Source organism: Neolewinella lacunae, from assembly GCF_014349155.1.
Lineage (GTDB): Bacteria > Bacteroidota > Bacteroidia > Chitinophagales > Saprospiraceae > Neolewinella > Neolewinella lacunae.
The window spans coordinates 1-26,217 of the sequence record NZ_JACSIT010000104.1; the positions used below are offsets into that span (position 1 = coordinate 1).

Here is a 26,217-nt window from a genome sequence, read left to right on the forward strand (position 1 = left end):
CTGGATCGACCCAGAGGGTCTCAACCTAGGCGGTCCAGGCCCCTAAAGCGCGCACGGGTTAAACCCATTAGATTAGACAGCCTACCCTTAGTGGTTCAAAAAAAGGAGCGAAGCTCCAACGGGTGGTTCAAAAAACGTAAAATGTGCGGGATATGAAGTGTCTCTACCCGAAACGTGGATGTTCGGGTGGGGAAACCCTCAGCCGGGTTCTTCCTATTTGAGTTGGGATACCCTCAACCAGGTTTTCCTGCCACATCTTAGTCCCTCTTCGTGTGCTTAGTGGTTCAAAAAGGAGCGAAGTTCCTCCAATAGCTTAATCCAATGACTGCCAGCCAGTTCTGCCAGCCGTACTTCCCCTGCGCTCGCTAACCGCATTGTATGCCCCCTGCCTACCGGATACTTTTACGCTGAATTTCCGCTCCGTGCACCTATCTTGTGCCCGTTCGGCCGGGTGATTGCCCCCAGTTTATTTCCCCACCCGCCGGATAATTTGCTGTCCAAGGCCCGTTCGTTCCCTGCGTTATGCTGGAATTGATGGGGCCGTAGCCTTAATTAACTGCGGGAAAACGGACTGGTTATAGACGCGTAGACTCCTTGAATAATCTCATTGACCACACCTACCTGGCCCCCGATTGTACGGGAGAAGACATCGAAAGGGTATGCCGCGAGGCCATCACCCACGATTTTTACGCCGTATGTGTACCCCCGTTTTTTATCGGCCGGGCCAGTAAATTGCTCCACGGCAGCAGCGTCAAGCTAGCTACCGTCATTGCCTTCCCTTACGGATACGCGGAAACGGCGGTGAAAATCCAGGAAATTCGCAGAGCCATGGACGAAGGGGCGGACGAGCTGGACATCGTCATCAACCTCTCGGCGTTGAAGTCCGGGGACTGGGCCTACGTGACGGCCGATCTTGCGGCAGCCGCCACGGCGGTGCGTCTGCGGGGCAAGGTCAGTAAGGTCATCATCGAAATCGGTGACCTCAATGAACAGGAACGCCGAAAGGTTTGCGATATTTGCAATGAGATAAAACCAAATTTCGTTAAAACCTCCACGGGAACGCGGGGTGGCGCAAAGGTGGAAGACGTCCTTTACCTGCGTGCACAGTTGTTGCCGGAAATCAAGATCAAGGCCAGCGGGGGCATCCGCACCCGGCAAATGGCCGAGCAGTTGGTTGCCGCTGGCGCAGACCGCCTGGGAACTTCCGCCGGGCCCGCGCTCCTGGGCTAAAAAATACGCTTATGCTACGCTTTACCTTCCTCCTTCTTTTCGCCTTACCCGCTACCTTGCTGGTTGCGCAGTCCTCCGTATCGATAACGGCAGAAACGGGCATTGAAGGCCTGCTGGAGCTTTTCCAAACGAACAACGAGGCCCAGGACAAAGTAGACGGCTGGCGCGTTCAGATCCTGGCTACCCAAGACCGGGCCCGCCTTGAGGCCGTAGAAAGCGAATTTAAGGTCAATTACCCCAGTGTGCCCGTCGATTGGGTACACAACAATCCATACTACAAGCTCCGCGCGGGGGCTTTTGTGACCAAGCAGGAAGCCGAACGCCTCAAATTTACCCTCGGCCGGCAATTCGAAGGCGTTTACCTGGTTAAAGACGAGATCAAAGAGAGTGAGCTCCTCCGGATGTACTAACCTGATCTGCTCCCGGCAACGGCCTGGCCCGTGCCTGTATCCTCCCCTCCTTCCTCATTCCGCCCGTCGCTTCCGGGGCGGGGCTTCCGCGCTTTCCTGAGTTATGATTTCAGCCTCCGCTAATCGATCTTCCATCGATTGGGTGACCTTCATCCTTTACGCCTTCCTGGTGATGTCTGGGTTGATGATGTTGCACGCGGTGGACCGTCCGCCCGACGGTTACGGGCAAGATCTGGCCGCCATGCTCCATACGCCCGTGGGGCAGCAGGGGGTTTGGCTCCTCATTTCACTGGCGGGCTGGTTCGTGATCAATCTGCTGGTGGATCGCAGTTTTTGGGTGTTGGGAGCTTACCCCATTTATATTTTCTCGGTGGTGTTGCTGGTGGCGGTACTGCTGTTTGGCAAGGAGATCAACAATGCCACCTCGTGGTTCAGCCTCTTTGGGTTTACGTTCCAGCCGGGGGAATTTGCCAAATTCGGTGCCTGCCTGGCCATGGCCGCTTACCTCAGCCAATGGACGGAAAAACTCAACCAGCCCGTCCACATTTTCACTGGCGTCATGATCTGGGCCATTCCTGCGGGCCTCATCATTTTGCAGCCCGACCCCGGTACATCGCTCGTCTTTACCTCTTTTTTGCTGGTGATGTACCGGGAAGGCTTACCGGGTATACTCCTGGTTTTCGGCGGCTTCACTGCGGCCATGTTCCTGCTCGGCATCACCCAATCGCCCACTTTCCTTACCATCTGTTTACTCGGTTTGCTGATGGTACTGATGAGTTTTTCCGCGCCCCGCCGTACTGCGTGGTGGCTCGCCTTTAGTCTTGGCATCACCTTGCTGGGAATTTTCCTGTACCGGCAATTGGAGAATGGCTGGCCCGTCGTTGTCGTCATGGCCCTCTCCTTCACCGTGGCAGCGGGCTATCACGCCCTGAGAAAAAATTTCCGGATGGTAATCAGTAGCCTCAGCGCCCTCGTCTGGGGGGTATTGATTGCTTTTCTGGCCAACTTTACATTCAACAATTTCCTGCTGCGTCACCAAAAAGAGCGGATTGACGCGTGGTTGCGGCCCGAAGGAATGAACGAACAAGGTGCGCTCTACAACATCGTGCAGTCCAAACTCGCCATCGCCGGCGGTGGCCTCAAGGGCAAGGGCCTGTACGAAGGGACAATGACCAAGTACGATTACGTCCCCGCCCAGGAAACGGACTTCATCTTCTCCGTAGTCGGTGAAGGAGAGGGTTTCCTCGGGGTCGCCGCCGTCATCCTCGGCTTTCTGGCCCTCCTGTGGCGCATCAGCGTGCTGGCCGAACGCCAGAACCGCACCTTCGCGCGGGCCTACGCCTACGGGGTGGCGGGCATCATTTTCCTCCACATGCTGGTCAACATCGGGATGACGATGGGCCTGATGCCCGTGATCGGTATCCCCCTGCCCTTCATGTCCAAAGGCGGCTCTTCCCTGTTTGCGTTCACCATCATGATTGCCGTATTGCTGAAACTGGACCGCCACCGCAACGAGGTCTGAGCGGGTGACCGCCCCCCACGCTTCGATAACCTGCCGGTGGAGAATAACGGGAATGTAGTTTTGCTCACGCCTTCAACAAACGGCTGTAGGCATTGGCTTTGGCCATCCGGACCATGTGCTCCGCAACGCGGTAGTGTTCCAGTTCAATCGCCTCCTGAAAAGTGAGGGCACGCGCTTCATTCTTAGCAGCCAACTCTTCCAGGCGGATTTCGTCGGCTTCGCTGGTTTTCAAGGCCATCACCCGCTCCGGTGTGGGAAAATCCGGGAGCACATCAATTACCCGACTTAGTAATTCGCTAAGTGCAGCCATGGCCTTAGCGTTGGTTGGTGAACAAATATATCGGGTTATCCGTAGCAAAGGGTTCACGTGGGGTCGATTTACCGCAATTTTTGCCGCTTCGCCTGGGCATTGGCTAACTTGACGGCCCCAAAAGAGGAAGAAATGCAGCGCGTTTTAGTCATCGGTTGTTCCGGCTCGGGTAAGTCCACCTTCACCGATGCCCTGGCCAGGCACACCGGTCTGCCCGCTATTCACTTAGACCAGCACTACTTCGGCCCCGGCTGGCGCGAGCCCGCCCAGGAACTGTGGCGGCAGCGGATCACCCACCTGGCGAGCGGCGAGCACTGGATCATGGACGGCAACTACGGCGGCACCTTCGACCTGCGCATCCCCCGGGCGGATACCATCGTTTTTCTCGACGTTTCTACCGCACGCTGCCTCTGGCGGGTCTTCTGGCGGACCATTCGCAACTGGGGGAGAGTCCGCAAACACTCCCCGCCCGGTTGCCCGGAGCGCCTGGATTGGCATTTTTTTCACTACGTGGCCAACTACAACGTCACCCGCCGCAAGCGCATCCTCTCCCGGCTGGCCACGGCCGAAGCCGAGGGGAAGACGGTACACATCCTCCGCAGTCCCAGCGGCGTTCAACGCTTTTGGGCCGCCCTGGGTGGATGAAAGTGGGTCCCCAATGGATTCCCCAAAGCTGCTGGGATACGCGAATCGACGCCAAGCGTTTTCCTGCCTGGCGTCTCGCCGAAAATGATGGCTGAACTTCCTACCTTGCGTCGATGCAAGCTTCTTTTTCTCCGCTCCGCCGCTGGCTCGCGCTGCTTTTTATCGTCGGGCTGCTCCTGTTTGCGGCTTTCCTGTGGTTGCGGCCGTTGCTTAACATTGGCAGTGGCTACGCGGCCAAACACGCCTGTAGTTGCCACTTTTTGCAGGGCCGCGAACTGGAAGAAATCAGCACCCATGACCTGAATTTTTCCGTGCTGGGCTGGTTCAGTCTGGCGGTAGAGGGCCAAACGGTGCGCGCCAGTCTGCTGAGCCTGGTGGCGCGCGAGGCGCACTACCGTCCGGGCGTGGGCTGCACGCTGGTCAATGATCCTAACCAAGCCTTGGCACCAATTTTGGGCGCGGACGCAGGTGCTCCCCCCCGACCCCCCGAAGGGGGGAGTAAGGACGAAGGAGCAATGCTCGTCAACCCAACGGAGACCACACCCGCCCTCACTGCCGCGCTGGATTTTGGCATGGAACCCGTCCCCGGCGGCGGCGCAAGGGGCATCGTCGTTTTGCAAGACGGCAAATTGCTGGCGGAAACCTACGCCCCCGGCTTTGACCGGACTACGCCCCTGTTGGGTTGGTCGATGACCAAAACCCTCACCGCTCTGCTGGTGGGCCACGTACTGCTGGCCCCCGACGGCAGCAACCTGGAGGAAGTCGTGAATCGCAAAAGACTTTACCCCGCCTGGAACACCGACGCCCGGGCCAACATCCGCCTGGCCGACTTACTGCACATGAATTCCGGCCTGGCCTGGAACGAAGGTTACGGGAGCCTTACCGACGCCACCATCATGCTCCACGAGCAGCCCGCCATGGCCGCCTACGCCAGTGGAATGCCCGCCGAGTTCGCCCCCGGAGAAACCTGGCGCTACTCCAGCGGCACTACCAATATCCTGGCTGATCTCGTCCAGCGCCAGCTCCCGCCCGGTACCGACCTGGCGACATACCTCCGGGCGTACTTTCGGCCCGTGGCGCCCAGCCTGCTCGTTGAGCCCGATCAATCCGGGCTGCCCGTCGGGAGTTCTTACGGATGGGCGACGGCCCAGGACTGGGCAAGACTCGGGCAATTCATGCTACAGGACGGCGTGTGGGGCGGAGATACGCTGTTGCCGCCGGGCTGGATCGACTGGCTGCAGCAACCCGCAGCGGGCAGCGAGGGTACTTACGGCGGGCAGCTCTGGCTCCCCGGGCCCGATATGCCCTCCCTGCCGCCCGATGCCTTCATGATGCGGGGATTTCAGGACCAGAGGGTATTCATCATCCCTTCCCGGCGGCTGGTTATTGCCCGCCTGGGCCACGGCGAGGACAAGGTGACGGACTTTGACGGCCTGGTCAGTCGCATCCTCGCGGCCGTAGAATAATTTTATCTTCGCCTTATGCAGCGCCCCTTCTTTCGTCCTTTTCCCCTGGCTTACGCTTATTTGCTGGGGGCACTTTTGTTGCTTCTCCTCCAGGGCTGCCGGGCGGCGGGCTGTGGTTGCCCAATGTATTAGCCAACCGGTAAGGAAGGCGGCCGCAGCAGGAAAAAAAGCCAAATGAGCGCGGGCAGAGAAAGATAAATGCCTTAAAGGCTCTACTTTTGTCGACTTTCGCGCGGATGATGTGTTAGTAGGGCGGAAACAGGGCCGGGGTTCTTGCGGCCATTGCTCTGTTACGACCAACCTGGCACCTGCGACCGCGCCCCGGCCGCACGCCGCAGCTACTACAAACGCCCACCAAAGCAGTAAAAGAAAAGTTGAAACATGGCATTTGATATTGATCTGATCCAGAAAGTTTACGCGGAACTCCCCGGCAAAGTCGCCGCCGCCCGTAAGGCCTTAGGACGCCCCCTCACCCTGACCGAAAAGATCCTCTACACCCACCTGCACCCCGAAAACCCGCTGCAGGAATACCAGCGGGGTGGCGATTACGTCTTTTTCCAGCCCGACCGCGTGGCGATGCAAGACGCAACGGCCCAGATGGCGCTGCTGCAATTCATGATGTGTGGACGCGAAAAAGTGGCCGTGCCCAGCACCGTGCACTGCGACCACCTCATTCTGGCCAAAGACGGTGCGGACCAGGATCTGGCCGTGGCCAACGCCGAAAACAAGGAAGTGTACGACTTTCTTTCCACCATCAGCGACAAATACAACATTGGCTTCTGGAAGCCCGGAGCGGGCATTATCCACCAGATCGTACTGGAGAACTACGCCTTCCCCGGCGGCATGATGATTGGCACCGACAGCCACACCCCCAACGCCGGTGGCCTGGGCATGGTGGCCATTGGGGTCGGCGGTGCCGACGCCGTGGACGTCATGGCCGGTATGCCTTGGGAGCTCAAGCAGCCCAAGGTAATTGGGGTGAAACTGACGGGCAAACTGAGTGGCTGGACGACACCCAAAGACGTCATCCTCAAAGTGGCGGGCATCCTGACCGTTAAAGGCGGCACCGGGGCCATCGTGGAGTACTTCGGCGAAGGTGCCCGCAGCATGAGCTGTACGGGCAAAGGCACCATCTGTAACATGGGGGCCGAGATTGGGGCTACTACCTCGACTTTCGGCTACGACGAAAGCATGAGCCGTTACCTCAAGGCTACCGACCGGGCCGACGTGGCCGCGCTGGCCGACCAGGTGGCGGAGCACCTCACCGGCGACCCCGAAGTGTACGCCAACCCCGAGCAGTACTTCGACCGCGTCATTGAAATTGACCTTAATACCCTGGAGCCCCACATCAACGGGCCGTATACCCCCGACCGGGCTTTCCCCATCAGCGAATTTGCTGCGGCGGTGGAAGAATTTGGCTTCCCTCCCGTGTTGGAGGTGGGCCTGATCGGTTCCTGCACCAACTCCAGCTACGAAGACCTCGACCGGGCGGCCAACATTGCTAAAGATGCTGCTGCCAAAGGCCTGCGCGCCAAGAGTGAGTTTACCATCACCCCGGGTTCCGAGCAGATCCGCTTTACGGTGGAGCGTGACGGCATTTTGCAAGCCTTCGAAGACATCGGCGGGGTAGTGCTGGCCAACGCCTGTGGCCCCTGCATCGGGCAGTGGGCGCGGCATACGGACGATCCCAACCGGGCCAACTCCATCATCACCTCCTTCAACCGCAACTTCGCCAAGCGCAACGACGGTAACCCCCAGACCCGTGGTTTTGTAGCCAGCCCCGAGCTGGTAACGGCAATGGCGATTTCGGGTTCCATGAAGTTCAACCCCCTGACCGATACGCTGGTCAACGACAAAGGTGAGGAAGTAAAACTGGCTCCCCCCCAGGGTTACGAACTGCCGCCCAATGGCTTTGCCGTGGAGGACGCCGGCTATCAGGCTCCGGCCGAAGATGGCAGCAGCGTAGTCGTCGCCGTAGACCCGGCCAGCGACCGCTTGCAGCTGCTGGAGCCCTTCCAGCCCATCCGCAACGAGCAATTGCAGAATATGCGCATCCTCATCAAGGCAAAGGGCAAGTGTACTACCGACCACATCTCGATGGCTGGCCCCTGGCTCACCTATCGCGGCCACCTGGAGAACATTTCCCAGAACTGCCTCATCGGGGCCGTCAATGCCTACAACGACAAGACGAACACGGTCATCAACCACCTTACCGGGGAGTACCACCCCGTGCCGGAAAGCGCCCTGGCTTACCGCGATAACGGTGTTGGCCAGATCGTGGTGGGAGAAGAAAACTACGGGGAAGGCTCCAGCCGGGAACACGCGGCAATGGAACCGCGCTTCCTGGGGGTCCACGCCGTACTGGTAAAGAGCTTCGCCCGCATTCACGAGACCAACCTGAAAAAGCAGGGGATGCTGGCCCTCACCTTTGCGGAACCTGCCGACTACGATCTCTTCCGCCAGGACGATACCGTAAGCATCGTCGACTTCACGAGCTTTGCCCCCGGCAAGCAGCTCACCATCGAACTCGGCCACGCCGACGGCACCAAGGACACCGTAAAAGTGAACCACACCTACAACGCTGCCCAGATCGACTGGGTACGTGCGGGCTCGGCCTTGAACAAGATTCGCGAAGAAGTGGTGGGCGGGCGTTAATTCTCCTCCCGCGCTAACGGCGGAATGCTACAGGCGGGTAACGGAAGCGATCGGCTTTCCGTTACCCGCTTTTTTTATGGTCGAATTAGGCGGCATACCCGACAACGGTTTTTTATTGACAATTGGAAGGGCGGAACTGCAAAATGCCGCTAACCAAGCAATTAGGGGCGATTTTAACGCAGAGGCGGGCAGCGCTTACGGCGCAATGGGCGTTTGAAGGGCATGCACCGAACCGTTCTCCTCCTTCTGGGCATGGCCCTTCTTTTTTGCAACCTGACTTGTCCGGATGAATGTGACTTCTTCCCCTCCGGCGGCCAGCTTACCGTGCAGTTGGAAAACCCGGCGGATGGGTACGACTTGGGTGAGACAATTTGGCTCAGCGCCGACTTTTCGACGCTTCAAAGCGTTGATGGCCGGGAATACACCATAACTGACAACGGGGGCCTGGTGGTTACGCAGCTCTTCCGTTTGGCCGCAGACAGTATGACTTTACTGCCCGCCCGGACGGCCTTTCGGACCCAAACGACGGAAGGTGAAATTGTGGATGCGGAGGATGGGGGAGACCCCGCCGCCTTATACCTGCGCTACACTTGCTCTGGTGGGCGCTGCGCATTCCGGCAAGGCGTTGTTCCGGATAGTACCGGGCTGTACATCCTGCAAATCACGGGCTCTGCTATTGATGAAGTAAACAGCGCCTTTCACATCTGCTATCCCCCTGCCTTGAGGAACACCACGCTGGAAGGAGGAGGCAATTTGGCGGAGAATGGCCTGGCTGGCCCCTTCAATTATCCACGGGCACAAGGTGGGTTCTTCTGGTCCGAGCCAGGAGCTGAGCAAAATTCCTTCCTGATTCGTGTCGAGTAAAAATCCATCTCTCATGCGTAGCGGCCTAACTTTTCTTTTCCTGCTGGCGGGTTTTGGCCTGGCGGCCCAGATTTTCGGGCCGGCGGCCGTTCCACTTGATCCCAATATGGTGCGCAACCGCGACGAAGGGTACTTCACGCTGGAGGCCAGTGCTGGTATCAACTTCGCTACTTTGCGGGAGCCAGTTGTCCGCTGGGTAGACCCGGGTGAAATGCGCTGGCAGCCCGGCCTGGATTTGGGGCTAGCGGGCCTACTACACATGAGGAGAACCGTGGCGGTAGAACTGGGAGCCCACATTTTACAAGAAAGGGGAGAAAGCCTGGGGTACGGACAATCCTCCTTCGATGGTTTATTTGGGTCTGGGAGTGAATTCGATCCCTCGGCCGACCGCGTACGGCAAGGAGACCTTACTTTTGACGAATGGTGGCTACGGGGACAACTGCTGTTTCGCTTCCGCATCGGCAACTTTTCCATTAACCCTGGTGTAGGGATTTCGGCAATTTTAAGCGGAGAGGAGCGCTTTAATTTCACGCAAACCACCAATGTCATTTACGACAATTCTACGGATACCCGTATTGTTTTAGATCAACCCCTCCAGTCCACTGGCAGCATTGAAGCATCCTACCGCAATGCGCCAGGGTTCCTCAGTGGACTATTGGGGTTGGGCTTTCACGCAACGGACCGCCTGTACCTGAACCTCCAGTTGGAACGGGGGCTCCGCGTCGGCGCAGCCTACACGGAATCCGAACGGAAGCGCGGCCGCCTGGGCCTGACGGCGAACTACCGCCTCCTCGGTGGGGCAAAGCGGAAGCTTGCGGAGCGATGAGTGCGGGGTGCGCTGCAGCTGAAATGCACAAATAAGGGGTTATTTGTGCGGGAATATGCCCTGATTAACCCCTTATCTGTGCAACATTTGCACAAATAAGGGGTTAATTGTGCATGGTTTACTATAGATCCGCCGAAAAGTACCTTGAACAATGGGCTGCAAGCCGTGACCGTAAGCCTCTGCTTTTGCGCGGAGCACGGCAGGTGGGCAAATCTACCTTGGTCAAAAAATTCAGTAGCCATTTCGAGCACTACTTTGAACTTAACCTAGAGCGAGACCGCACCTGGGTAGAAACTTTTGATAAGGCTGCCGACGTAGAAAGCTTTTTGGCCACACTCTTGCTGCGCAATCGTATCTCTTCGCTAGAGGGAAGTACCCTGTTATTTATTGATGAAATTCAGGTGAGCCCAAGGGCCATCTGGATGCTGCGCTATTTTTACGAACAGCGACCGGATCTCCACGTTATTGCTGCCGGTTCTTTGCTGGAGTTTTCCTTAGGAGACGTGAAAAGCTTCCCCGTGGGGAGGGTACAGTACTACTACTTGCATCCGCTCACTTTTGCGGAGTTTCTCGCTTGGCAAGGAGAAGAAGGGCTGCTGGCTGTCTATCAGCAAGTACCCATACCAGAATACGCCACCGAGATCCTTTTTGAGCAATACAACCGCTATCTGTTGATTGGTGGTATGCCTGCGGTAGTCAAAGAGTTTATCGAGTCGGGTAGTTTTGGGGGCTTGCCGGGAGTGTATGATTCCATCTGGCAGTCCTATCTACAGGACATTGAGAAGTACGCTGAAACGCGGAAGGACCGGGACATTCTCCGCTTTCTCTTACAAGCAGCGCCCTCGGAAGGTGGGCGCATCACCTTCAATCGGTTTGGGGGTGGCTCATTCAGTTCCCGGGAAGTGGGTACCGCCTTTCGGACGTTGGAGTTGACCGGCGTTCTTAGTCTCATTTACCCCACCAGCCAACTTGCCCTGCCCATCGTCGCTGATCGTAAAAAAAGCCCCAAACTTCAGCTGCTGGATACGGGCTTACTTAGTCATGCACTCGGTATCCAGGCGGAGTTGATCAGTCTACAAGACCTACAAACCGTTTTCAATGGCCGGCTGGTGGAGCACCATCTTACGCAAGAGCTGGCGGCACGAGCCGTGCTTAAGGACGAGAAGCCGTGCTTTTGGGTGCGGCAAAACGCAAATGCAAGCGCAGAGGTAGACCTGGTTTTTTCCCACGGCAAATACGTCTTACCCGTGGAAATCAAATCGGGCCCTCAGGGTAAGTTGCGTTCATTACACCAATTCATCGAGCGGGCTCCGCACGGAATGGCCATTCGCTTTTTGCGCAACAATTATAGCATCGAGCAGCACGTAACGGTAGGCGGAAAGCCCTACACTTTAATGAACCTGCCGTACTTTTTGATGGGCATGATCGAAGCATACGCTGCTCACCTGGTGGAAGTCGCCCGCCCGGATTGAGCTGGCTGGTTGAACCGCAGTGCGGCGAATATTCACGTCACATTCGCCGCACGGTGGCCCGACCGAGCTCGACCAAGCTCCTCCGCTACTTATACCAATCTTCCAGGCGGACTTCAATGCTCTTATCTCCTTCATTGACGAGGGCGGCAAAGGCCTTAGTGTCCATAAAGGTGCCATCGCCATTGCGGTAGTGGTAGGGGTAAACGACGCGGGGCTTGAACTCCAGCACGGCATCGGCGGCGGCGGCCATTTCCATGGTGTAGGGTTGGTTCATGCACACGAAGGCGTAGTCGATGTCTTTGAGGTTGCGCATTTCGGCGACGTCTTCGGTGTCTCCGGAGAAGTAGTAGCGTTCACCGCCGATTTCGATGACGTAGCCGTTGAACTGCCCGGGGGGGTGGAAGCTGTCTTCGCTGGGCGGCAGGTTGTAGGCGGCCACGGCGGTGATGGTGACGTTGCCGCGTGGAGCGTCGTCGCCGTTGGCCAGCGTGGTGATTTTGGCAAATCCGAGGCTATCGGCTTCGGCGGTGACGGCGGCGGGGGCGAAGAGTTCGGCCCTGCTGAGGTCGAGGCCGGCCAGTACTTCCTTGTTGAAGTGGTCGCCGTGGGTGTGGGTGATGACGACCATGTCCGGACTGGGGAAGGAGTCGTACCTGGCCGCATCATCGTAGGGGTCGATGAAAATGGTTTTGCTGCCTTCCTGTAAGACGACGGCGGCGTGGAAAATAGGGGTCATTCGCACGGGGCCGTCAGGGTGTTCCACGACCATATCCTTGTTCATCCCGGCTTCGGGTGCTTCGCTGCCGCCGCAGGAGAGAAGCGTGGCGGCCAGTAAGATGGGTATTAAAAAGCGCATAGTAGCTTGGTTTTAACAAGCAACTAGGGCTGGCGGGAAAAGGTTCAGGCGGGGCGTGGGACTGGCCTTGCTCCTTGTCCCGTGGAGAGCACCTGCGGCCGCGCCAAAAAGAAAGTGGGACTGAGATTCGTACAACCGCTATTCGCTGTGCTGCGCTTGTTGGAGGGGGATGGGTGCAAAATCAGCATCCTTGAGCAACTCCAATACGTTAACTGCACCCAGAAAAGCCCGGACTTGGCTTTGTTGCTGGCGAGCGTGTAAAAAACCACGCAGCGCGCCAATCACGAGCATAGAAAAATGGACGTATAGGTCCTGTTCAATGCTGACCGAGGTCTGGTCTTCGTTCATCCGTTCCGTCCAGGACGCCTCGGTTATTTCGAAGCTTCCACCAAGCCTAGAGATCAAGTAGATATTCCCTTCCTGGGAAAATTCGGCTGATGCCCGGCAGGTTATGACTTTTTCGGCCGCATCGAAACCGAAATCAAGCGATACCATGGCTTTTCCTTTTTTGCCTCCCTGGTAATTTTTAGGGAAAGTGGCGAACTCCTCGTGGTGAAAGGAGCGGAAGATAAAGTTTGCGGGTTGGAGACTCATGCTGCCATAGCGTAATTGGGACTTTCAGCGGGGGCTGGAGTTTCCTCGGTAATAATAGAAGTTTCGATCCTACCTTGCAGTAGCTCGCTAATGTCAAAATTATAGCGCGGAGCGCTATCGGCGGCGGAGGGCTGCTCGTTAACTTCTCCCTGAAAGCGAGCGTTTCTGGCCGCTACGTACGCCCGGTTACGTTGTTGGCCGAAGGGTAGCAACTGACCGTTCATGCTGTCGTACCGCAAAGGAGTGACTACCAAATCCTTTCCAAAAACCGCGCTAAGCTTACCGATGGTGCGGCAGGTGAAATTATGGCTGGGCTGTAGCCATTTGCTTATTTCGGAAGGGGATTTGCCGAGGGCGTCCGCTAAGTCTTTTTGTGTCCAGTTTTTTTCTTGGAGCGCTAGGTAAATTTGGTCCACAATGTCGTTTGCCAAGTTGACGGTGTAGCGCGCGTCATCGGTGATCAGCTCCTGCATACGCCGCCAAGTGTCGGATGGTTCCCGTTTTCTGTCTCCTCTGCTCATAAATAAATTGTTTCTTTTTCTAGGATGGCTTCCACACGTTCGTAGGAAATCGGTTTTGTTTCTTCCGCTAGCCGTTCGTTAAGTTTTCGGGCCAAAGTATTGGCGAGCATAAAATGGGCTCGGACGCCGTCACTCTCTTGTGCGGTGTCTTCTGCTTTAACTCCGCCACCACAAAGGACCATCACATTGTCTGGCAATAAAACGCAGTAAAGGCGAAGTGGCCCGTCCGTAGGCATATAGCCAGCCGAAACCAGACTGCGATCTTTTGACGGAAGCGCCCTAGCCTCCCTTTCGTGGCGTAACTGGTAGTTTTCAAATCCGTGGGTTAGAATAACATCAATTTGCGCAAGTATTTCCTTGAAGTCAGGTTCCTTCTCCTCTTCCATCTCATAGCGATCAAGAAATTTGTCAAACTCACTTTTGACCGCATTTCCTTCAACGCTCTGGGTATGCAAGATGGCCGTGTAGACCGAAGCCCCTCCTTCCGCAGAGTCAAAATACTTGAACGTAACAAAGGTATTCACTTATAAGTTAATTTGCAAACACGACTTTCTTTGACTTGTTCAGACGTGTTAAGGGTTTATTGTTTTGCAAATGTATAACACTATGACTATCAGTGTGAAAACGATATACTGTAGAAAAGGGTGAGCGGTTTGCTTAGCAAAACCAAATGGAGATGCTTGCTAAAGCTAGGCGAAAAAAGTCAGGCTGGGCGTCGGGCTTGCATTGCTCCATGTCCTAACTCCCCCCTTCGGGGGGTCGGGGGGGAGCACCTGCGTCCGCGCCCAGCATAAAATACTGCGAATTAAAAATCCCTACGGCACCTCCACCACGTTGAGTACGCGGGCGATGATGTCTTCCTGGCGGATGTTTTCGGCTTCGGCTTCGTAGGTGAGGCCGATGCGGTGGCGGAGCACGTCTTCGCACACGGCGCGCACGTCCTCGGGGGTCACGTAGCCGCGGCGTTCGAGGAAGGCGTTGGCTTTTGCGGCCAGGGCCAGGTTGATGCTGGCGCGGGGGCTGCCGCCAAAGCTGATGAGGGGCTTGAGATCGGCCAGGCGGTAGGCTTCGGGTTCGCGGGTGGCGAAGACGATGTCGATGATGTAGCGCTCGATTTTGTCGTCCATGTAAATTTTGCGGACGCTCTCGCGGGCGTGCAGGATTTCGGCGGTGGTGGCTACTGGGTTGACCTGCTCAAAGCCCTTGGCGAGGTTGCGGCGCATGATTTCGCGCTCGTCCTCGCGGGTGGGGTAACCGACGGTGCACTTGAGCATGAAGCGGTCGGTTTGGGCCTCCGGCAGGGGGTAGGTGCCTTCCTGTTCGATGGGGTTTTGGGTGGCTAAGACGAGAAAAGGCTCTTCGAGTTTGAAGGAGTTCTCTCCGATGGTCACCTGCCGTTCCTGCATGGCTTCGAGGAGGGCCGACTGCACCTTGGCGGGCGCGCGGTTGATCTCATCGGCCAAGACGAAGTTGGCAAAAACGGGGCCTTTGCGAACGGTAAAATCGTTGATGCTCTGGTTGTAAATCATGGTCCCGACGATGTCGGCCGGCAACAAATCGGGGGTAAACTGGATGCGGCTGAAATCCGCATTGATCGTTTTGGCCAGGGTGTTGATGGCCAGCGTTTTGGCCAGCCCCGGGAGGCCTTCGAGCAGGATGTGGCCGCGGCTGAGGAGTCCGATCAGGAGGCGATCGATCATGTATTGCTGCCCGACGATGACTTTGGCCGTCTCCTGGCGGATGCGTTCGATCACTTCGGAGTCGAGGCGAATCTGTTGGTTGAGGGCTTCAATATCGATGCTGGCCATGGTAGAATGCTTGGTGCTTTGGAGGAGGTGGTGGGTGGAGTTGGGCGCTAATATCGCTCAATTTATTGATGGGGGCGGGGTGGTGAAGCTGAGCATTAGAGGCGGTCTAATGGATGTACCTACACCCACAGTTGCCCTCTGGTTATTCGGTTATCCCTCACCCCACCCCCTCCAACCGCGCGCACCGCGCAGCGTGGTAGGCCGCGCCGATGGTGCCCGCGTCGTTGAGCAGGGTAGCTTGTTCGAGGATGGCGTTGACTTTGAGGTGGCGTTTGAACTCAGGGAAGTACTTGCTGGCCCCACCGCCGAGGATGATCACGTCGGGGTTGAGGACGAAGTCGACGTGGCTCAGGAACTTGTTGAAGCGCTTGCCGAAGGCTTTGAAGCTCATGCCGCTGTCTTTGCGGATCTTGTTGCTGATGTACTGCTCGGCGATCACCTTTTGGTTGCGGAGGTAGATCTGCCCGATTTCGAGGTTGGGCAACAGGTCGCCGTTGAGGAAGAGGGCCCCGCCGAGGCCCGTGCCGATGGTGACCATCAAGACGGTGGCGTCTTCGGCGTACTGCCGGCCCGCGCCGAACTTCATGGTGGCGATGCCGGCCGCATCGGCATCGTTGAGCGCGTAGAAGCGCAGGCCCGTCCGCTGCCCAAAGACCTCCCCGATGTTGGCCCCGATCCAGCTGTCGTCAATGTTGGAAGCCGAGGAGGCCACGCCCCGTCGCACGATGGCGGGGAAACCGACGCCCACCACGCCCTGGTATTGGAAATGGTCGACCAGCATTTGTACGGTACCGGCCATGGCCTCGGGCGTTGCGGGGGCGGGCGTATCGAAACGCAGGCGCTCGGAGCGCATCGTCCCCGTGCTGACGTCCACCAAGCCGCCTTTGATGCCGGTGCCTCCGACGTCGATTCCGAGAATTACGTGGTCTTCCATAGTTGCAGTGCGGGGTTTAACGGGGGCGGGAGGTCAGCCCCGGGATTCCGGGACGTGAAAGTAAGGCGATCCGGTGGGATGCAGCCTGCGCAGCGTGCATAAATTGCCGCCGGAGTGGGTTTTAGCCCCGTTCCGGCGGCGGGGGGGCCTTGTTTACTTCAGGGTCAGCGCTCCGCCGCCACTGATCATTTTGCCGATTTGCTCCTGGAAATCCTGGCGCTTGTTCTTGTAGGGGAAGGGCTCCGTGGGTTCGGCCAAACCGAGGAATTGGCAGAGTGGCCCCCAGCCGTCGGCGACGGAAAATTCCAGCAGGCGGTCGGCTGGGACGGTCGCGCGCACGGCGTCCAGGTGGGCCTGGTAGGTGGCCAGGGTCTTTTCTTTGTCCAGGAAAGTGCCCCCAAAGAAATCGTTGAGCAGAAAGTCTTCCACCAGGCTCAGGGCGGCTTCGATGTTGCGGAAGCGTTCGTTTTCCACGCCCTTTGCTACCATGTCGGCTTTTTGCTCCGGGGTACGGCCTGCGGCGGGAAAGACGGTTTTGAGCATGCTCTCGTACCAGTCTGCGGGGTCGCGGTAGTTGAGGATAAATTTGGTCGTGGGGTAGTGATCGACGAAGGCGGCAAAATCCAGGCAGCCGGGGAAGTCGGTACTGCTCTGGAACCCCTCGAAAAGGCCAGCGTAGTCGGCCGTCTCGCCCGCCAGGTGACGGCGCCAGCGGGCCGTCAGCGCGGGAGTGTTGAAGAGGTTATCCATGTGCAGGCAGGGGCCGACACCGAGGGTTTCCAACGCGGCTTTGAGGGAAGTGGTGCCCGTGCGGGGCAGGCCCAGGGCAATAACTTGAGGTTGCATTGGGGGAGTAGTTATTGGTTAGGAAGTAAGGGGTAGCGTTCGCCGCGGAACACCAGGTCGAACTGTCCCCAGCTCGGTTCCTTGGTGCCCATTTTGTCTTTGAAGTATAGATCGGCTTCGAAAACGACCTGGTTGCCGGGGTAGGTGACTTCCACCATTTTGGCGTGGCCTTCCTTGCCGCTGGCGCGGAGGTTGCCGGAGGTGATGAGTCGGTTGCCGGTGGTGGGGAGCTGGTCGACGTCGCTGGTGATGGGCGAAGACATTTCCAGTCCCCGTTCTTTGCCGTATTGCCACACCTGCCGGACCGTTTTGCGCTCGGTGTCAATCTGGTACTCGACGGCGCGGGAGTACTGCGGGGCGGGGTCGAAGTGGCGGCGCAGGCCGTTATCGAAGAGCAGGAGGTTGCCGTTGGGCAGTACGTTGAGAGCATGTTGGCCCATGGGCCAGTCGAAATCAGGGGCCGCCACCCGCCCCTCCTGCACTTCGGCGGGGTAGGGGTTGCCGTCGGCGTCAACGGCAGTGAGGAGGTAATCGGCGGTATTGAGGCCCGTGCCATCGAAGCCCGCCTTGCCCCAGCCGACGTGCGGGGCCAGGATCCAACGCAGGCTGTTGTCCTGGTTGATTTTTACCACGCCCTGGTTGCGGCCGGAAACGAGCAGGGTATTATCGGAGGGATCAAGGGCGACGGAATTGACGTGGAACCAGTCGGTAGACGGATCCATCCCGTAGTCGGCGGGGAAGATGGCGCGGTTGACGTCGAGGACGGCCCGCAGGTCCCAGTCTTTGGCCGTGCGGTTGTTGGCGCGGTCCCAGAGCACGACGTGATCGAAGCGGGTGGGGATTTGCTGGCCGTTGCGGACGACGTAGCTGTCTTTTTTGGAGCCCGTCATGAGCAGCATGCCATCGGGCATTTCCAGGAGCTCGTGGTTGCCGGCGTTGCCCCACATTTGTTCTTGTTTGACGGTGCGGCCCAGGTCGTCCACTTCCAGGATGTCGATCCAGTTGAGGTAGAGCCAGTTGCCGTTTTTGAGGCGGTAGGGGGTGTAGGTGATTTGTCCGTTTTCGCTTAGGTCCATGAACCAGCGGATGACGCCCTGGTCGTCGAACATAAGGGTGTAGGGCAGGAATTTGCCGTTGTTGGCGATGAGGAGGTCGATCAGGTGAAAGCCCGGCTCCATGTTTTCGCGCTGGAGGGTGGTGACCTCGATGCTGGGGAAAGTGGCGGGCAATGGCTCGGTGGTCAGGGAGGTGGTGCCCGAGTAGGTTTTGCCGTCTTCGGTCGTCAGGGTGATGCTGAGCTCATTGACCTGGCCGGGGTAGAGGCCGAGGACGGGAATTTCGTGGAGGCGCTGGGCTTCCCGGAAATCCCGCGTAACGGGCGTGGGCCCGGGGATGGTGATGCTGACCCGGCAGGGTTCCTTGGTGGTGAACTTTAAGAGCGCGCCGAGGGGGACGCGGCCGGAGGGGTTCAGGTCGGCCTGCACCTCACCCCTAAGCTGGTCTTCCAGTGGGCCGGGGCCGTTGGAGCAGGCCCAGAGGCCCAAAGTGAGCAGGAGGCCCAGGAGGATAGAGATGCGATAGCTACTCATGTTCGGTTTTGCTTGTGATGAACTCAACGCACAGTTCGGGGTGCAAAATTAGCACCCTTTTTGGGGATCGTTTGGACCTTTTATCCCCGCTGCCAGGGCAATCACAAGATCGCTTCTAGTTTACGGAGTCGCAAAAGGGGACCCAATGTTACACAGCGTTTCTACCTCTAGGGTTTTTAGTCCGCATCAATATTTCGAATGCATTGGAGGGCATGAGGCTTCTCTAGAGGTGAAAATTATGGGTAATGAATTTGCGTGCGTCCAGAGACCTGCTTCTAGGCCAGCACTTGAAACAAGATTAGAGGCTTATTGCGGTTAAATTCTGCCCGACGAATGTTAAATTTTTCACGCACCTGAATTATTTATGAAAACATCAAGCGCTCAGCCTATCTTTGAAGTATTCAAGAAAATAAACCACCCCTTATAATGTTCATCGCTTCATCGCTTCATCGCTACATCGCTTGCCTTGTAGTCATACTTTTGCTAAGTATCTCGGCTTCAGCACAACAAGATGATCCAACCTGTGTGACGGATGAATGGCCCGAAGCCTCACCGCGCACAATTCAGAAATCCGCCTACCCATTCTGCTCTTTTACAGAGAACTACATTAATAGTGGCTGTTTGACCACTTACATTAGGGTAAATATTCACTTTTTTGTTGACTCAGATTGTAGCGGAACTATTGCTGCGGCCGCAACAAGCAACCAACTGGAGCAGCAATTGGCCTTTCAGCGGGCGGACCAGTACATCGCTACAACCAATGATTTTTTAGCCAACATGAGCGAAAACCCCCAATGGAACCAAGCAGAATGGGGGGCACCAGTTACGCCAGGTCAATGCGTAATGCTGCGGTTAGTACTTAACGATGTGTATATTCATTGTGAGACCAGGAACCGCATAGTTCTGGATGGGAATGATAATTCTGCTTACTATAGCCAGTATTTTGGTGAAGCGTTCAATATTTTTATCTCTGACGTAAGCGGTGGATGGAATGGGTTTGCATTGGGACGTGGTTCAACTACATTAGTAAATGAAAACTTTAGTGCCCAGCTTCTAATACACGAGCTCGGGCATGGATTAGATTTACGCCATTCTTTCGGGGGAACAGCACAAAGCAATGATGGTTGTTCCGATACCCCCCTCATTTCCTGGACTTATGACCAAAACGGTGACGGATCTATCGATACCACTGGAAATCGGTGTTGGAACCTATCAAATGTGGTGAATGGCGTTGACCTGTGCCAACCTAACGGGACTACGGTGGTGAACCCTCACCCATGTTGCGAGCAGCGTTACCAGAACAACAACATGATGACCTACGCCTCTTACGCTAGTGATCCCAACGTTTCCGCCTTCACCCCTTGCCAAATGGGTAAGATGCTGGACAATTTGTTGAACGATAAGTGCGACTTGATTGATGAGATTAACCCTGGTTGCCCGCCAGCATCTGCGCATATTGGGTTGTTGCCTATCGTTGACTTCAGTGAAGATTGTAAGTTCAGCTTCTACTTTCAGGCGAGCACTAACGAGGTAGAATATCGGGTTACCTACGAAGTACAGCAACCCAACGGCAGCTTTACTACTTTTCGTCAGACCGATTGGTTAGATGGGCAAGCTGGCCAAGACCGGGTAGCGGTGGGGTCAAATGAACACGATAAATTTGCCAACATCGTGCTGCTTTCCAACACTACGTACAATGTGATCATTGAAACTCGGAATTTGTGTGGTGATACCGATCTCTTTGCTCGGCAGTTCACTACCGGAAGTTGTGATTTGCGGCCAGACGGGGGCGGTCCTTTTAACCCCATTGAGCCAGGCAGCGTAGTAGTTTATCCCAACCCTACAATTAACGGAACCAGTTTAAGCTACGCTACGAATGCTGAAGCGGACATTAAAATTTATCTCACTACTACTTCCGGAAACGGAAACTCAGTGCAAACCTTACTGAAGCAAGCGGATTCCGGAAATAAGGAAGCTGGTACCTACACCGTTTACTTTCCAGCTCACGAACTTGGCGAAGGATTAAACTACATTAGTATTCACGCCGACGATAATGTCTTGGTACGCAGAGTACAAAAAAACAACTAAGACCATGCTGAACAGGGACGTATATTTTTATTTTTTTGCCATTGCTTTTTTTGGTGCTTTCGTCAGTACCCAAGCGCAAGACTCTATCCTGGTCACCATCCCCTTCTACTTTGAAGATGGAGTGGGCAATAAGGATACTGTTACCATAATTATTTCTGACCACCAAAATGATTCGACCAATGTAGCACTTAGTTCAGAGAATACCGTGGATGTGCCTTTTGATAGCGTATTTGAGGTTAGGGCTAGTGATTTTTATAGGCTGGAAAGTTTCGATCCTCCCCGATTTACCTACAAAAAGCAGGTGATTTGGCGGGAATACTTAAGCGAAGACCCCAATAACTGCGGGAATTGGATTATGGACGATTTCATTTCCTTTGCGATGAACGTCAAATATCCACCTTTAAAAATTTCTTGGGATCCCTCTGTCTTTGCAGATGAAAGCCCATTTAACTGCATGGCGGAGAGTTCGTGGATAATTAATTCATTTTCTCCTACCATACTTTTTGAGTGGTGGGAAGGTGCTGCTCAAGGATTATGGCAATATGCATGTATGGCGACGGACTCAACAACGATATTTTACCCGGTTAGAGAATACGGCTCACTGGGGGACAGGTTATTCCGAAGTTACACATTTCTACCCATTGAAGGCAGCTCAAATTTAGTGGATACCCTTGAGCTTATTAATGTTTACTTTTCGCGCCCTGGCTTTGAGCCTTGTTTTAGAAGGGTAGATACGGATTCGCCTGCCCAGCTGGGTGGAGACTTGTTGGTTTACCCCAATCCGGCGGGAGAGGTGTTGTACTTGCGAACGGCGGAGAATGGGCGAATACGTACCTTTAGCGTGTACTCGGTGACGGGGCAACGGATGCCGGTTATTGCCCTGGCTGGCGGCGGGTTGGATGTTTCTCGCCTTCCCACGGGAGCCTACTTTCTTCGTTTGGATTACACCGATGGCAATAGTGCGGTGTGTAAATTCTTGAAAAGGTAAAACCAACCCACCTCGCCCCCGTCCCCCGCTCCTCCAAGCTCCCCCAGCACCTGCGGCCGCGCCCAAAAAACGCTGCGCCCCCGCAAAGCCACTCCCCCACACCCCGCCTTTATCCCACGGTCCTTACCTTCGCCGGGGTCATGGATAAAGACTATTCGCCCTTCGCCAACCGCCTGCGCAAAATGGCGCGCCACTACGATAAGTGGGCGCGCCGCCAGGAATTGGAAGCCTACCGGATTTACGATGCGGACCTCGATGAGTTCCCCATCACCATCGATCGTTACGGCGAGCAGCTCTACGTCTCCGTGTACCACCGGCAGGGCGAGCAGTGGACCGAAGAAGACTGGCAGGAACACAAACTGGCCTACCGCGAGGTCATCACCCAAACCCTGGAAATGGGCCGCGATGCGGTGTTTTTCAAGCTGCGCAAGCGGCAGTCGGGCACCGATCAGTACGAAAAACTCTCCATCGTCCGCCGCGAATTTACCGTCGTGGAAAACAGCCTGGGCTTCATCGTCAACCTCACCGACTACCTCGATACCGGCCTCTTTCTCGATCACCGCCAGACCCGCATGATGGTGGCCCAGGAAGCCAAAGACAAGGTGGTGCTCAACCTCTTCGCCTACACCTGCTCCTTCAGCGTCTACGCCGCCGCGGCCGATGCCAAGCGGGTGGATAGCGTGGACCTTTCCAACACCTACCTCGACTGGGGGCAGCGCAATTTCACGATCAACGAGATCGACCCCGCCGCCCACCGCTTTATCAAGGCCGACGTCATCACCTGGCTGGAAGAACACCACATTGCCAACTACGACCTGATCATCCTCGATCCGCCCACCTTCTCCAATTCCAAGATGATGAAGGAGGTGCTCGATACCCAGCGCGATCACCTCCGGCTGATCAACCTTTCGCTGCGCCTGCTTAAACCCGGCGGAAAACTCTACTTCAGCACCAACTACCGCAAATTCCGCCTCGACGAAGCGGGCGTCATTGGCGCAGCGCACATCCGGGAAATTACCAAGCAGACCCTCCCGCCGGATTTTCGCAAGATGGGCCTCCACCGCTGCTGGATTTTTGAGAAATGATGGAAACCCAAGACCCCCACGACTACCTCCGCAAGTGGCGGCTCATCCTCGGCCAGCAGTCGGACCCCGACGGCGCGGCAGGCATCCCCCTGCCCGATCGCCTGGCCGGCATCGATAACACCCTGGAGGCCCTCTACGCCAACCAGGACCGGAAGGCGGGCCTGGGCAGCTCCAGCCCCAACGTCAACCGCTGGCTCGGCGACATCCGCAAGTACTTCCCCACCGACACCGTCCACCTCCTCCAGCGCGACGCTCTCGAACGCCTCGGCCTCCAGCGGATGCTCCTCGAGCCGGAGCTACTGGAAACGATCGAGCCCGACGTCCACCTCATCGGCACCCTGCTCAGCCTCAAAAACCTGCTGCCAGAAAGGAGCCGCGAGAGTGCCCGCGCGGTGGTCTTGCGGGTCGTTCGCCAAATCGAAGCGCTCCTCAAGCGGCCCGTGGAGCAAGCCATCGGCGGCCGCCGCCGGCAGCACAACCGCAACCGCAAGCCCCGGCACGCCGACATCGACTGGCACCAAACCATCCGCGCCAACCTGCGCCACTACCAACCCGAGTACAAGACGGTGTTGCCCGTTCACCTGCGGGGGCAGGCGCGCGCCAACGCGGGCCTGAAGCACGTCATTTTGCTCATCGACCAATCCGGTTCCATGGCCGCCTCGGTGGTCTACGCCGGGGTACTTTCCTGTATCCTGGCCAGCATCCCCAGCCTGCGCACGCAGGTGGTGTGCTTCGATACCAGCGTGGTCAACCTCACCCACGAGCTGCCCGACCCACTGGAGCTCCTTTTCGCCATCCAACTGGGCGGCGGCACCGACATCGGCCGGGCCCTCCGCTACGCAGAAACCCTCAATACGAACCCCCGCGATACCGTCCTGATCCTCCTGAGCGACCTCTTCGAAGGCGGCTCCGTAGAGGCCATGCTGGCCAGCGTGCGCCGCCTGCAACAGAGCGGACTCACCTTTTTGCCCCTGCTGGCGCTCAATGACGAGGGGGCACCGGCCTACGACCGCACCGTGGCGGCGCAACTTACGGAGCTGGGCTTGCAGCCCTTTGCCAGTACGCCGGGGGCGTTTGCTGAGGTGTTGGCACGGGCGCTTTATAGATGATTTGGGTCCCCCCCCCCCGCTTCGCGGGTTTTTTCACCACTAAGGCATTAAGGGCACTAAGAAACACTAAGGATTGGAGAAGTATAATGCCTTAGTGATTCTTACTTAACTTAGTGTGCTTAATGGTTCAAAGAACAAAAAGCGAAGCTTTTTAAAAGCTGGTATCCACAATCCGCAGCCGTTTGTACTGGCTGGTTTTGAACCGCTTCTGCCCCAAAAAGCGGTTGATCAGGTAGCCGCTGGCGAAGGAAGTGAGGGCAATGGTGGCGTCGCGGCCGGAGAAATTTGTCGTCGGGTCTTTGTCCGTAGCGTAGCCGATGAGGCCGATGCCGGCCCAGGCGGTGCCGAAGGTCATGAGGGAGTAGCCCGCAGCGGCCCCGAAAGTGCTGCCGAGGTGTACCGATTCAATCTCTTCCAAAAGGATGAATCGTTCGTTGATGACCAGTGCCTGGATGTCGGGCCGCATCTCCATAATGCGCCCTTCCTGCCAGAATTTATCGCCCTCCATCCGGAATTTCAGGGCCTCGCCCTCGTACATCCGCTCGGCCTTCGAGTCGGTCATCCGTTCAAAGAGGAGCACTTTTTGGGCGCGGACGCAGGTGCAGAGTAAGACCAGTAAGAGCAGGGTAAGGAAACGCATGGCGGAAAGATAGCACCGGAGAAGGGATTGGTTGGTTGTTGGGCACGGCTATTTTGGTCTACGGGTATTTACCCCTTCAGCGCCACTTTCGGCTGCCGAGTTTCTTTAAGGATCGGCGGCACCTCCGAACAGACTGCCCGGTCTCGGCAAGGTATGCCCCGCATAAACGCCTCTCCGTACCAGCCAGCTTAGGGAGCTTTCTGAGCAAGAGCCTATGGCTGGGCTTCGTGGTACCTGCTTTTCCGGCATTCCCTTTCCACGGTCCAGGACCAGCTGCTTCGGGGCTACGGTTTTCGGGGCGCTGGTTTTTTTTGGCCTTCGGCGGGGGGGCTCGTGGTAGAAACCTAAGGCATTTTCCCCGGCGCAACAAAGCGCCTCCTGGCGTCGTCTACAACCAGGACCCAGTCCTGGCCCGCACCTGCGGTAGGTGGGGTGATGTAGAGCCGGGGTGCCCGTTTCAGGTTGGGGCCCGGGTAAGCATTGCCCGTTCGGGGATCAAACCACCAACTGTTTAATTTGGAACTTGCCAGACTGGAGAAATCAATATTGGTGGCCTTTCCGGTGGGGAAATAGATCATCGCAAAGCTTCCCTCGCTGTCCCGCGTAGCCATCACGTGGTTGTGGTCGTCGGGCTGGGCGTCAACGATCATCGCTGCGGCTGGGATACGGGTAAAGAAGGGGCGGGAAAGCAGCAAATTTTTGAGGTGTTTAACCTGGTTGGCCATGGGCAGATCCAGGGCTTGCGGCCAGGGGCGGAGGGGCTGATTAATGGGTGTTCTGCCCGGCTTATACATCTGCCAGACGTCGTGGCAGCCGTAGGTTTGCCCGCAGGCTCCGGCAAAAACGTTCCAGTACATGATGCGCCGGATATCTTGCGGAATGCTGTGGCCCAGCTCTTTGGCGTTGAAGCAGTTCGGGTGGTCTTCGTAGAGGGGCTCACCGTCCAGTACGGGCTTCGTGGGCTGTAGCTGGTAGTCGTGGGTGATGTGTTGGTAAGTCCCCTGATTGGCGCAATGACCAGTTTGGTGCATATTAAAGTCCAGCCACTCCTGGTGGTGGAACCAGGTAGAAGATCCCCCATTTTCTTTGGGCTGAGGGTGGTAACTCATCATAGTCTTCGCGTAGCCACCCGCAGCCTGGGCAATGCCCTCGGCCAGGGCGTTCCAGACGGCCTCGTCCTGGCTTCCCGCCCGTGGGTTACGGTCTCCGCCGATGATCCACACGATGTTGGGGTATTTGGCGTAACGCGCCCCCAGCCACTTGCCAAAAGCCCGGGCATTTTCGGGGTTCAGCACTTCGGGCCCTTCGCCCCAACGGTCTTTGTAGAGTTTATCGCCCCAGGTGGGCAGCAGGGCCATCGTGATGCCGAGTGTGGCGGCCTTCTCGATGGTGTAGTCCACGTGGGCAAAGTACCCTTCATTCGGGGTGCGGGGGTCATTGTTGATCAGCGGTTTTTCGCCGTAGGGGTTTGGTTCGTTGAGGCCATCCAGTTCGGCCAGGATGACGGCTTGGACTACGTTGAACTCTTGCGCGGCGCGTTTCTCCAGGTACAGGTCCACTTCTGACCGGTCGCAGCGGTGGAACAGCTCCCAGGCAGTATCCGCCAACCAGAAAAACGGGCTGCCATCGGCCTTGGCCAGGAAGCGTCCGTTGGGGCTAACCACCAGGCTCTGGGCACTCAGCCCGAGGGCCAGCGTCAGCAAAAAAAGGAGTGCAAGGATTTTCTTCCGCATGGGTGGTTCAACTGTAAGTATCCGCT

General features: G+C 56.9%; 24 protein-coding genes. 13 read left to right on the forward strand and 11 right to left on the reverse strand.

Features of this window, described 5'->3' with window-relative positions; genetic code table 11:
• Positions 1-594: 594 nt before the first annotated feature.
• From deoC to rodA, 3 genes are all read left to right on the forward strand, one after another.
• Positions 595-1,230: a deoxyribose-phosphate aldolase gene (gene deoC / locus H9S92_RS11220; RefSeq protein ID WP_187466812.1), complete on the forward strand. Its 636-nt coding sequence runs from the start codon at positions 595-597 to the stop codon at positions 1,228-1,230.
• A gap of 11 nt (positions 1,231-1,241) precedes the next feature.
• Positions 1,242-1,640: an SPOR domain-containing protein gene (locus tag H9S92_RS11225; RefSeq protein ID WP_187466813.1), complete on the forward strand. Its 399-nt coding sequence runs from the start codon at positions 1,242-1,244 to the stop codon at positions 1,638-1,640.
• Between the two features lie 103 nt (positions 1,641-1,743).
• Positions 1,744-3,162, forward strand: a complete 1,419-nt coding sequence (gene rodA / locus H9S92_RS11230; protein ID WP_187466814.1) for a rod shape-determining protein RodA — start codon at positions 1,744-1,746, stop codon at positions 3,160-3,162.
• Between the two features lie 64 nt (positions 3,163-3,226).
• Here the strand turns inward: rodA and H9S92_RS11235 are convergent, their stop codons facing one another.
• Positions 3,227-3,472 carry a hypothetical protein gene (locus H9S92_RS11235; RefSeq protein ID WP_187466815.1) on the reverse strand — a complete coding sequence of 82 codons (246 nt, stop codon included), beginning with the start codon at positions 3,470-3,472 and terminating at the stop codon, positions 3,227-3,229.
• Between the two features lie 132 nt (positions 3,473-3,604).
• Here H9S92_RS11235 and H9S92_RS11240 point away from each other — a divergent pair, with 132 nt between their 5' ends.
• The 6 genes from H9S92_RS11240 (at position 3,605) to H9S92_RS11265 (ending at position 11,400) form a co-directional block, all read left to right on the forward strand.
• The gene (locus H9S92_RS11240; RefSeq protein WP_187466816.1) at positions 3,605-4,117 is read left to right on the forward strand and encodes a P-loop NTPase family protein; all 513 of its coding nucleotides are present in this window, start codon (positions 3,605-3,607) and stop codon (positions 4,115-4,117) included.
• Between the two features lie 113 nt (positions 4,118-4,230).
• Entirely contained in the window at positions 4,231-5,583 is a 1,353-nt protein-coding gene (locus H9S92_RS11245; protein ID WP_187466817.1) for a serine hydrolase domain-containing protein, read from the forward strand.
• Between the two features lie 381 nt (positions 5,584-5,964).
• Positions 5,965-8,238, forward strand: coding sequence for an aconitate hydratase (locus tag H9S92_RS11250; RefSeq protein ID WP_187466818.1), 2,274 nt, complete (start codon positions 5,965-5,967; stop codon positions 8,236-8,238).
• Positions 8,239-8,460: 222 nt separating this feature from the next.
• On the forward strand, positions 8,461-9,102 hold the full coding sequence (locus H9S92_RS11255; RefSeq protein WP_222936060.1) for a hypothetical protein: 642 nt from the start codon (positions 8,461-8,463) through the stop codon (positions 9,100-9,102).
• Between the two features lie 13 nt (positions 9,103-9,115).
• Positions 9,116-9,928 (forward strand): hypothetical protein, encoded by an 813-nt coding sequence (locus H9S92_RS11260; RefSeq protein WP_187466820.1) that lies wholly within the window; start codon positions 9,116-9,118, stop codon positions 9,926-9,928.
• Positions 9,929-10,041: 113 nt separating this feature from the next.
• On the forward strand, positions 10,042-11,400 hold the full coding sequence (locus H9S92_RS11265; RefSeq protein ID WP_187466902.1) for an ATP-binding protein: 1,359 nt from the start codon (positions 10,042-10,044) through the stop codon (positions 11,398-11,400).
• An 85-nt stretch (positions 11,401-11,485) separates the two neighbouring features.
• Here the strand turns inward: H9S92_RS11265 and H9S92_RS11270 are convergent, their stop codons facing one another.
• The 8 genes from H9S92_RS11270 to H9S92_RS11305 all read right to left on the reverse strand — a co-directional run bounded on the left by H9S92_RS11270 (position 11,486) and on the right by H9S92_RS11305 (position 18,548).
• Positions 11,486-12,256, reverse strand: coding sequence for an MBL fold metallo-hydrolase (locus H9S92_RS11270; protein ID WP_187466821.1), 771 nt, complete (start codon positions 12,254-12,256; stop codon positions 11,486-11,488).
• Positions 12,257-12,394: 138 nt separating this feature from the next.
• Entirely contained in the window at positions 12,395-12,850 is a 456-nt protein-coding gene (locus H9S92_RS11275; protein WP_187466822.1) for a hypothetical protein, read from the reverse strand.
• Entirely contained in the window at positions 12,847-13,323 is a 477-nt protein-coding gene (locus tag H9S92_RS11280; RefSeq protein ID WP_187466823.1) for a helix-turn-helix domain-containing protein, read from the reverse strand. Before H9S92_RS11280 ends, H9S92_RS11275 begins: the two co-directional genes overlap by 4 nt.
• Before the next feature lie 44 nt (positions 13,324-13,367).
• A complete protein-coding gene (locus H9S92_RS11285) occupies positions 13,368-13,895 on the reverse strand; it encodes a hypothetical protein (RefSeq protein ID WP_187466824.1) in 528 nt (175 codons plus the stop codon).
• 291 nt (positions 13,896-14,186) lie between these two features.
• Positions 14,187-15,179: an AAA family ATPase gene (locus tag H9S92_RS11290; protein ID WP_187466825.1), complete on the reverse strand. Its 993-nt coding sequence runs from the start codon at positions 15,177-15,179 to the stop codon at positions 14,187-14,189.
• Between the two features lie 157 nt (positions 15,180-15,336).
• Positions 15,337-16,113 carry a polyphosphate--glucose phosphotransferase gene (gene ppgK, locus H9S92_RS11295; protein ID WP_187466826.1) on the reverse strand — a complete coding sequence of 259 codons (777 nt, stop codon included), beginning with the start codon at positions 16,111-16,113 and terminating at the stop codon, positions 15,337-15,339.
• Positions 16,114-16,266: 153 nt separating this feature from the next.
• Complete coding sequence (locus tag H9S92_RS11300; protein ID WP_187466827.1) at positions 16,267-16,959, reverse strand: sulfotransferase family protein; 693 nt, start codon at positions 16,957-16,959, stop codon at positions 16,267-16,269.
• 11 nt (positions 16,960-16,970) lie between these two features.
• Entirely contained in the window at positions 16,971-18,548 is a 1,578-nt protein-coding gene (locus H9S92_RS11305) for an aryl-sulfate sulfotransferase (RefSeq protein WP_187466828.1), read from the reverse strand.
• A 426-nt stretch (positions 18,549-18,974) separates the two neighbouring features.
• On the opposite strand from H9S92_RS11305, the gene H9S92_RS11310 reads away from it, so the two are divergent.
• The 4 genes from H9S92_RS11310 (at position 18,975) to H9S92_RS11325 (ending at position 23,818) form a co-directional block, all read left to right on the forward strand.
• Positions 18,975-20,636, forward strand: a complete 1,662-nt coding sequence (locus H9S92_RS11310; protein ID WP_187466829.1) for a M43 family zinc metalloprotease — start codon at positions 18,975-18,977, stop codon at positions 20,634-20,636.
• Positions 20,602-21,624: a T9SS type A sorting domain-containing protein gene (locus H9S92_RS11315; protein WP_187466830.1), complete on the forward strand. Its 1,023-nt coding sequence runs from the start codon at positions 20,602-20,604 to the stop codon at positions 21,622-21,624. Before H9S92_RS11310 ends, H9S92_RS11315 begins: the two co-directional genes overlap by 35 nt.
• A gap of 140 nt (positions 21,625-21,764) precedes the next feature.
• Positions 21,765-22,709: a class I SAM-dependent methyltransferase gene (locus H9S92_RS11320; protein WP_187466831.1), complete on the forward strand. Its 945-nt coding sequence runs from the start codon at positions 21,765-21,767 to the stop codon at positions 22,707-22,709.
• Positions 22,706-23,818, forward strand: a complete 1,113-nt coding sequence (locus tag H9S92_RS11325; RefSeq protein ID WP_187466832.1) for a VWA domain-containing protein — start codon at positions 22,706-22,708, stop codon at positions 23,816-23,818. Before H9S92_RS11320 ends, H9S92_RS11325 begins: the two co-directional genes overlap by 4 nt.
• A 151-nt stretch (positions 23,819-23,969) precedes the next feature.
• On the opposite strand, the gene H9S92_RS11330 is transcribed toward H9S92_RS11325, so the two are convergent.
• A complete protein-coding gene (locus H9S92_RS11330; protein ID WP_187466833.1) occupies positions 23,970-24,458 on the reverse strand; it encodes a hypothetical protein in 489 nt (162 codons plus the stop codon).
• Between the two features lie 344 nt (positions 24,459-24,802).
• On the reverse strand, positions 24,803-26,191 hold the full coding sequence (locus tag H9S92_RS11335; protein ID WP_187466834.1) for a glycoside hydrolase family 140 protein: 1,389 nt from the start codon (positions 26,189-26,191) through the stop codon (positions 24,803-24,805).
• Positions 26,192-26,217 lie beyond the last annotated feature (26 nt).

Bases quoted from the DNA above. Each gene is read 5' to 3' on its own strand.
- H9S92_RS11290 (WP_187466825.1), bottom strand. From the start codon at position 15,179: ATGGCCAGCATCGATATTGAAGCCCTCAACCAACAGATTCGCCTCGAC.
- H9S92_RS11310 (WP_187466829.1), top strand. From the start codon at position 18,975: ATGTTCATCGCTTCATCGCTTCATCGCTACATCGCTTGCCTTGTAGTC.
- H9S92_RS11270 (WP_187466821.1), bottom strand. From the start codon at position 12,256: ATGCGCTTTTTAATACCCATCTTACTGGCCGCCACGCTTCTCTCCTGC.
- H9S92_RS11250 (WP_187466818.1), top strand. From the start codon at position 5,965: ATGGCATTTGATATTGATCTGATCCAGAAAGTTTACGCGGAACTCCCC.
- H9S92_RS11260 (WP_187466820.1), top strand. From the start codon at position 9,116: ATGCGTAGCGGCCTAACTTTTCTTTTCCTGCTGGCGGGTTTTGGCCTG.
- ppgK (WP_187466826.1), bottom strand. From the start codon at position 16,113: ATGGAAGACCACGTAATTCTCGGAATCGACGTCGGAGGCACCGGCATC.
- H9S92_RS11320 (WP_187466831.1), top strand. From the start codon at position 21,765: ATGGATAAAGACTATTCGCCCTTCGCCAACCGCCTGCGCAAAATGGCG.
- rodA (WP_187466814.1), top strand. From the start codon at position 1,744: ATGATTTCAGCCTCCGCTAATCGATCTTCCATCGATTGGGTGACCTTC.
- H9S92_RS11300 (WP_187466827.1), bottom strand. From the start codon at position 16,959: ATGCAACCTCAAGTTATTGCCCTGGGCCTGCCCCGCACGGGCACCACT.
- H9S92_RS11235 (WP_187466815.1), bottom strand. From the start codon at position 3,472: ATGGCTGCACTTAGCGAATTACTAAGTCGGGTAATTGATGTGCTCCCG.
- H9S92_RS11240 (WP_187466816.1), top strand. From the start codon at position 3,605: ATGCAGCGCGTTTTAGTCATCGGTTGTTCCGGCTCGGGTAAGTCCACC.
- H9S92_RS11315 (WP_187466830.1), top strand. From the start codon at position 20,602: ATGTCTTGGTACGCAGAGTACAAAAAAACAACTAAGACCATGCTGAAC.
- H9S92_RS11305 (WP_187466828.1), bottom strand. From the start codon at position 18,548: ATGAGTAGCTATCGCATCTCTATCCTCCTGGGCCTCCTGCTCACTTTG.
- H9S92_RS11275 (WP_187466822.1), bottom strand. From the start codon at position 12,850: ATGAGTCTCCAACCCGCAAACTTTATCTTCCGCTCCTTTCACCACGAG.
- H9S92_RS11335 (WP_187466834.1), bottom strand. From the start codon at position 26,191: ATGCGGAAGAAAATCCTTGCACTCCTTTTTTTGCTGACGCTGGCCCTC.
- H9S92_RS11245 (WP_187466817.1), top strand. From the start codon at position 4,231: ATGCAAGCTTCTTTTTCTCCGCTCCGCCGCTGGCTCGCGCTGCTTTTT.
- H9S92_RS11255 (WP_222936060.1), top strand. From the start codon at position 8,461: ATGCACCGAACCGTTCTCCTCCTTCTGGGCATGGCCCTTCTTTTTTGC.
- H9S92_RS11225 (WP_187466813.1), top strand. From the start codon at position 1,242: ATGCTACGCTTTACCTTCCTCCTTCTTTTCGCCTTACCCGCTACCTTG.
- H9S92_RS11325 (WP_187466832.1), top strand. From the start codon at position 22,706: ATGATGGAAACCCAAGACCCCCACGACTACCTCCGCAAGTGGCGGCTC.
- H9S92_RS11265 (WP_187466902.1), top strand. From the start codon at position 10,042: ATGGTTTACTATAGATCCGCCGAAAAGTACCTTGAACAATGGGCTGCA.
- H9S92_RS11280 (WP_187466823.1), bottom strand. From the start codon at position 13,323: ATGCAGGAGCTGATCACCGATGACGCGCGCTACACCGTCAACTTGGCA.
- H9S92_RS11330 (WP_187466833.1), bottom strand. From the start codon at position 24,458: ATGCGTTTCCTTACCCTGCTCTTACTGGTCTTACTCTGCACCTGCGTC.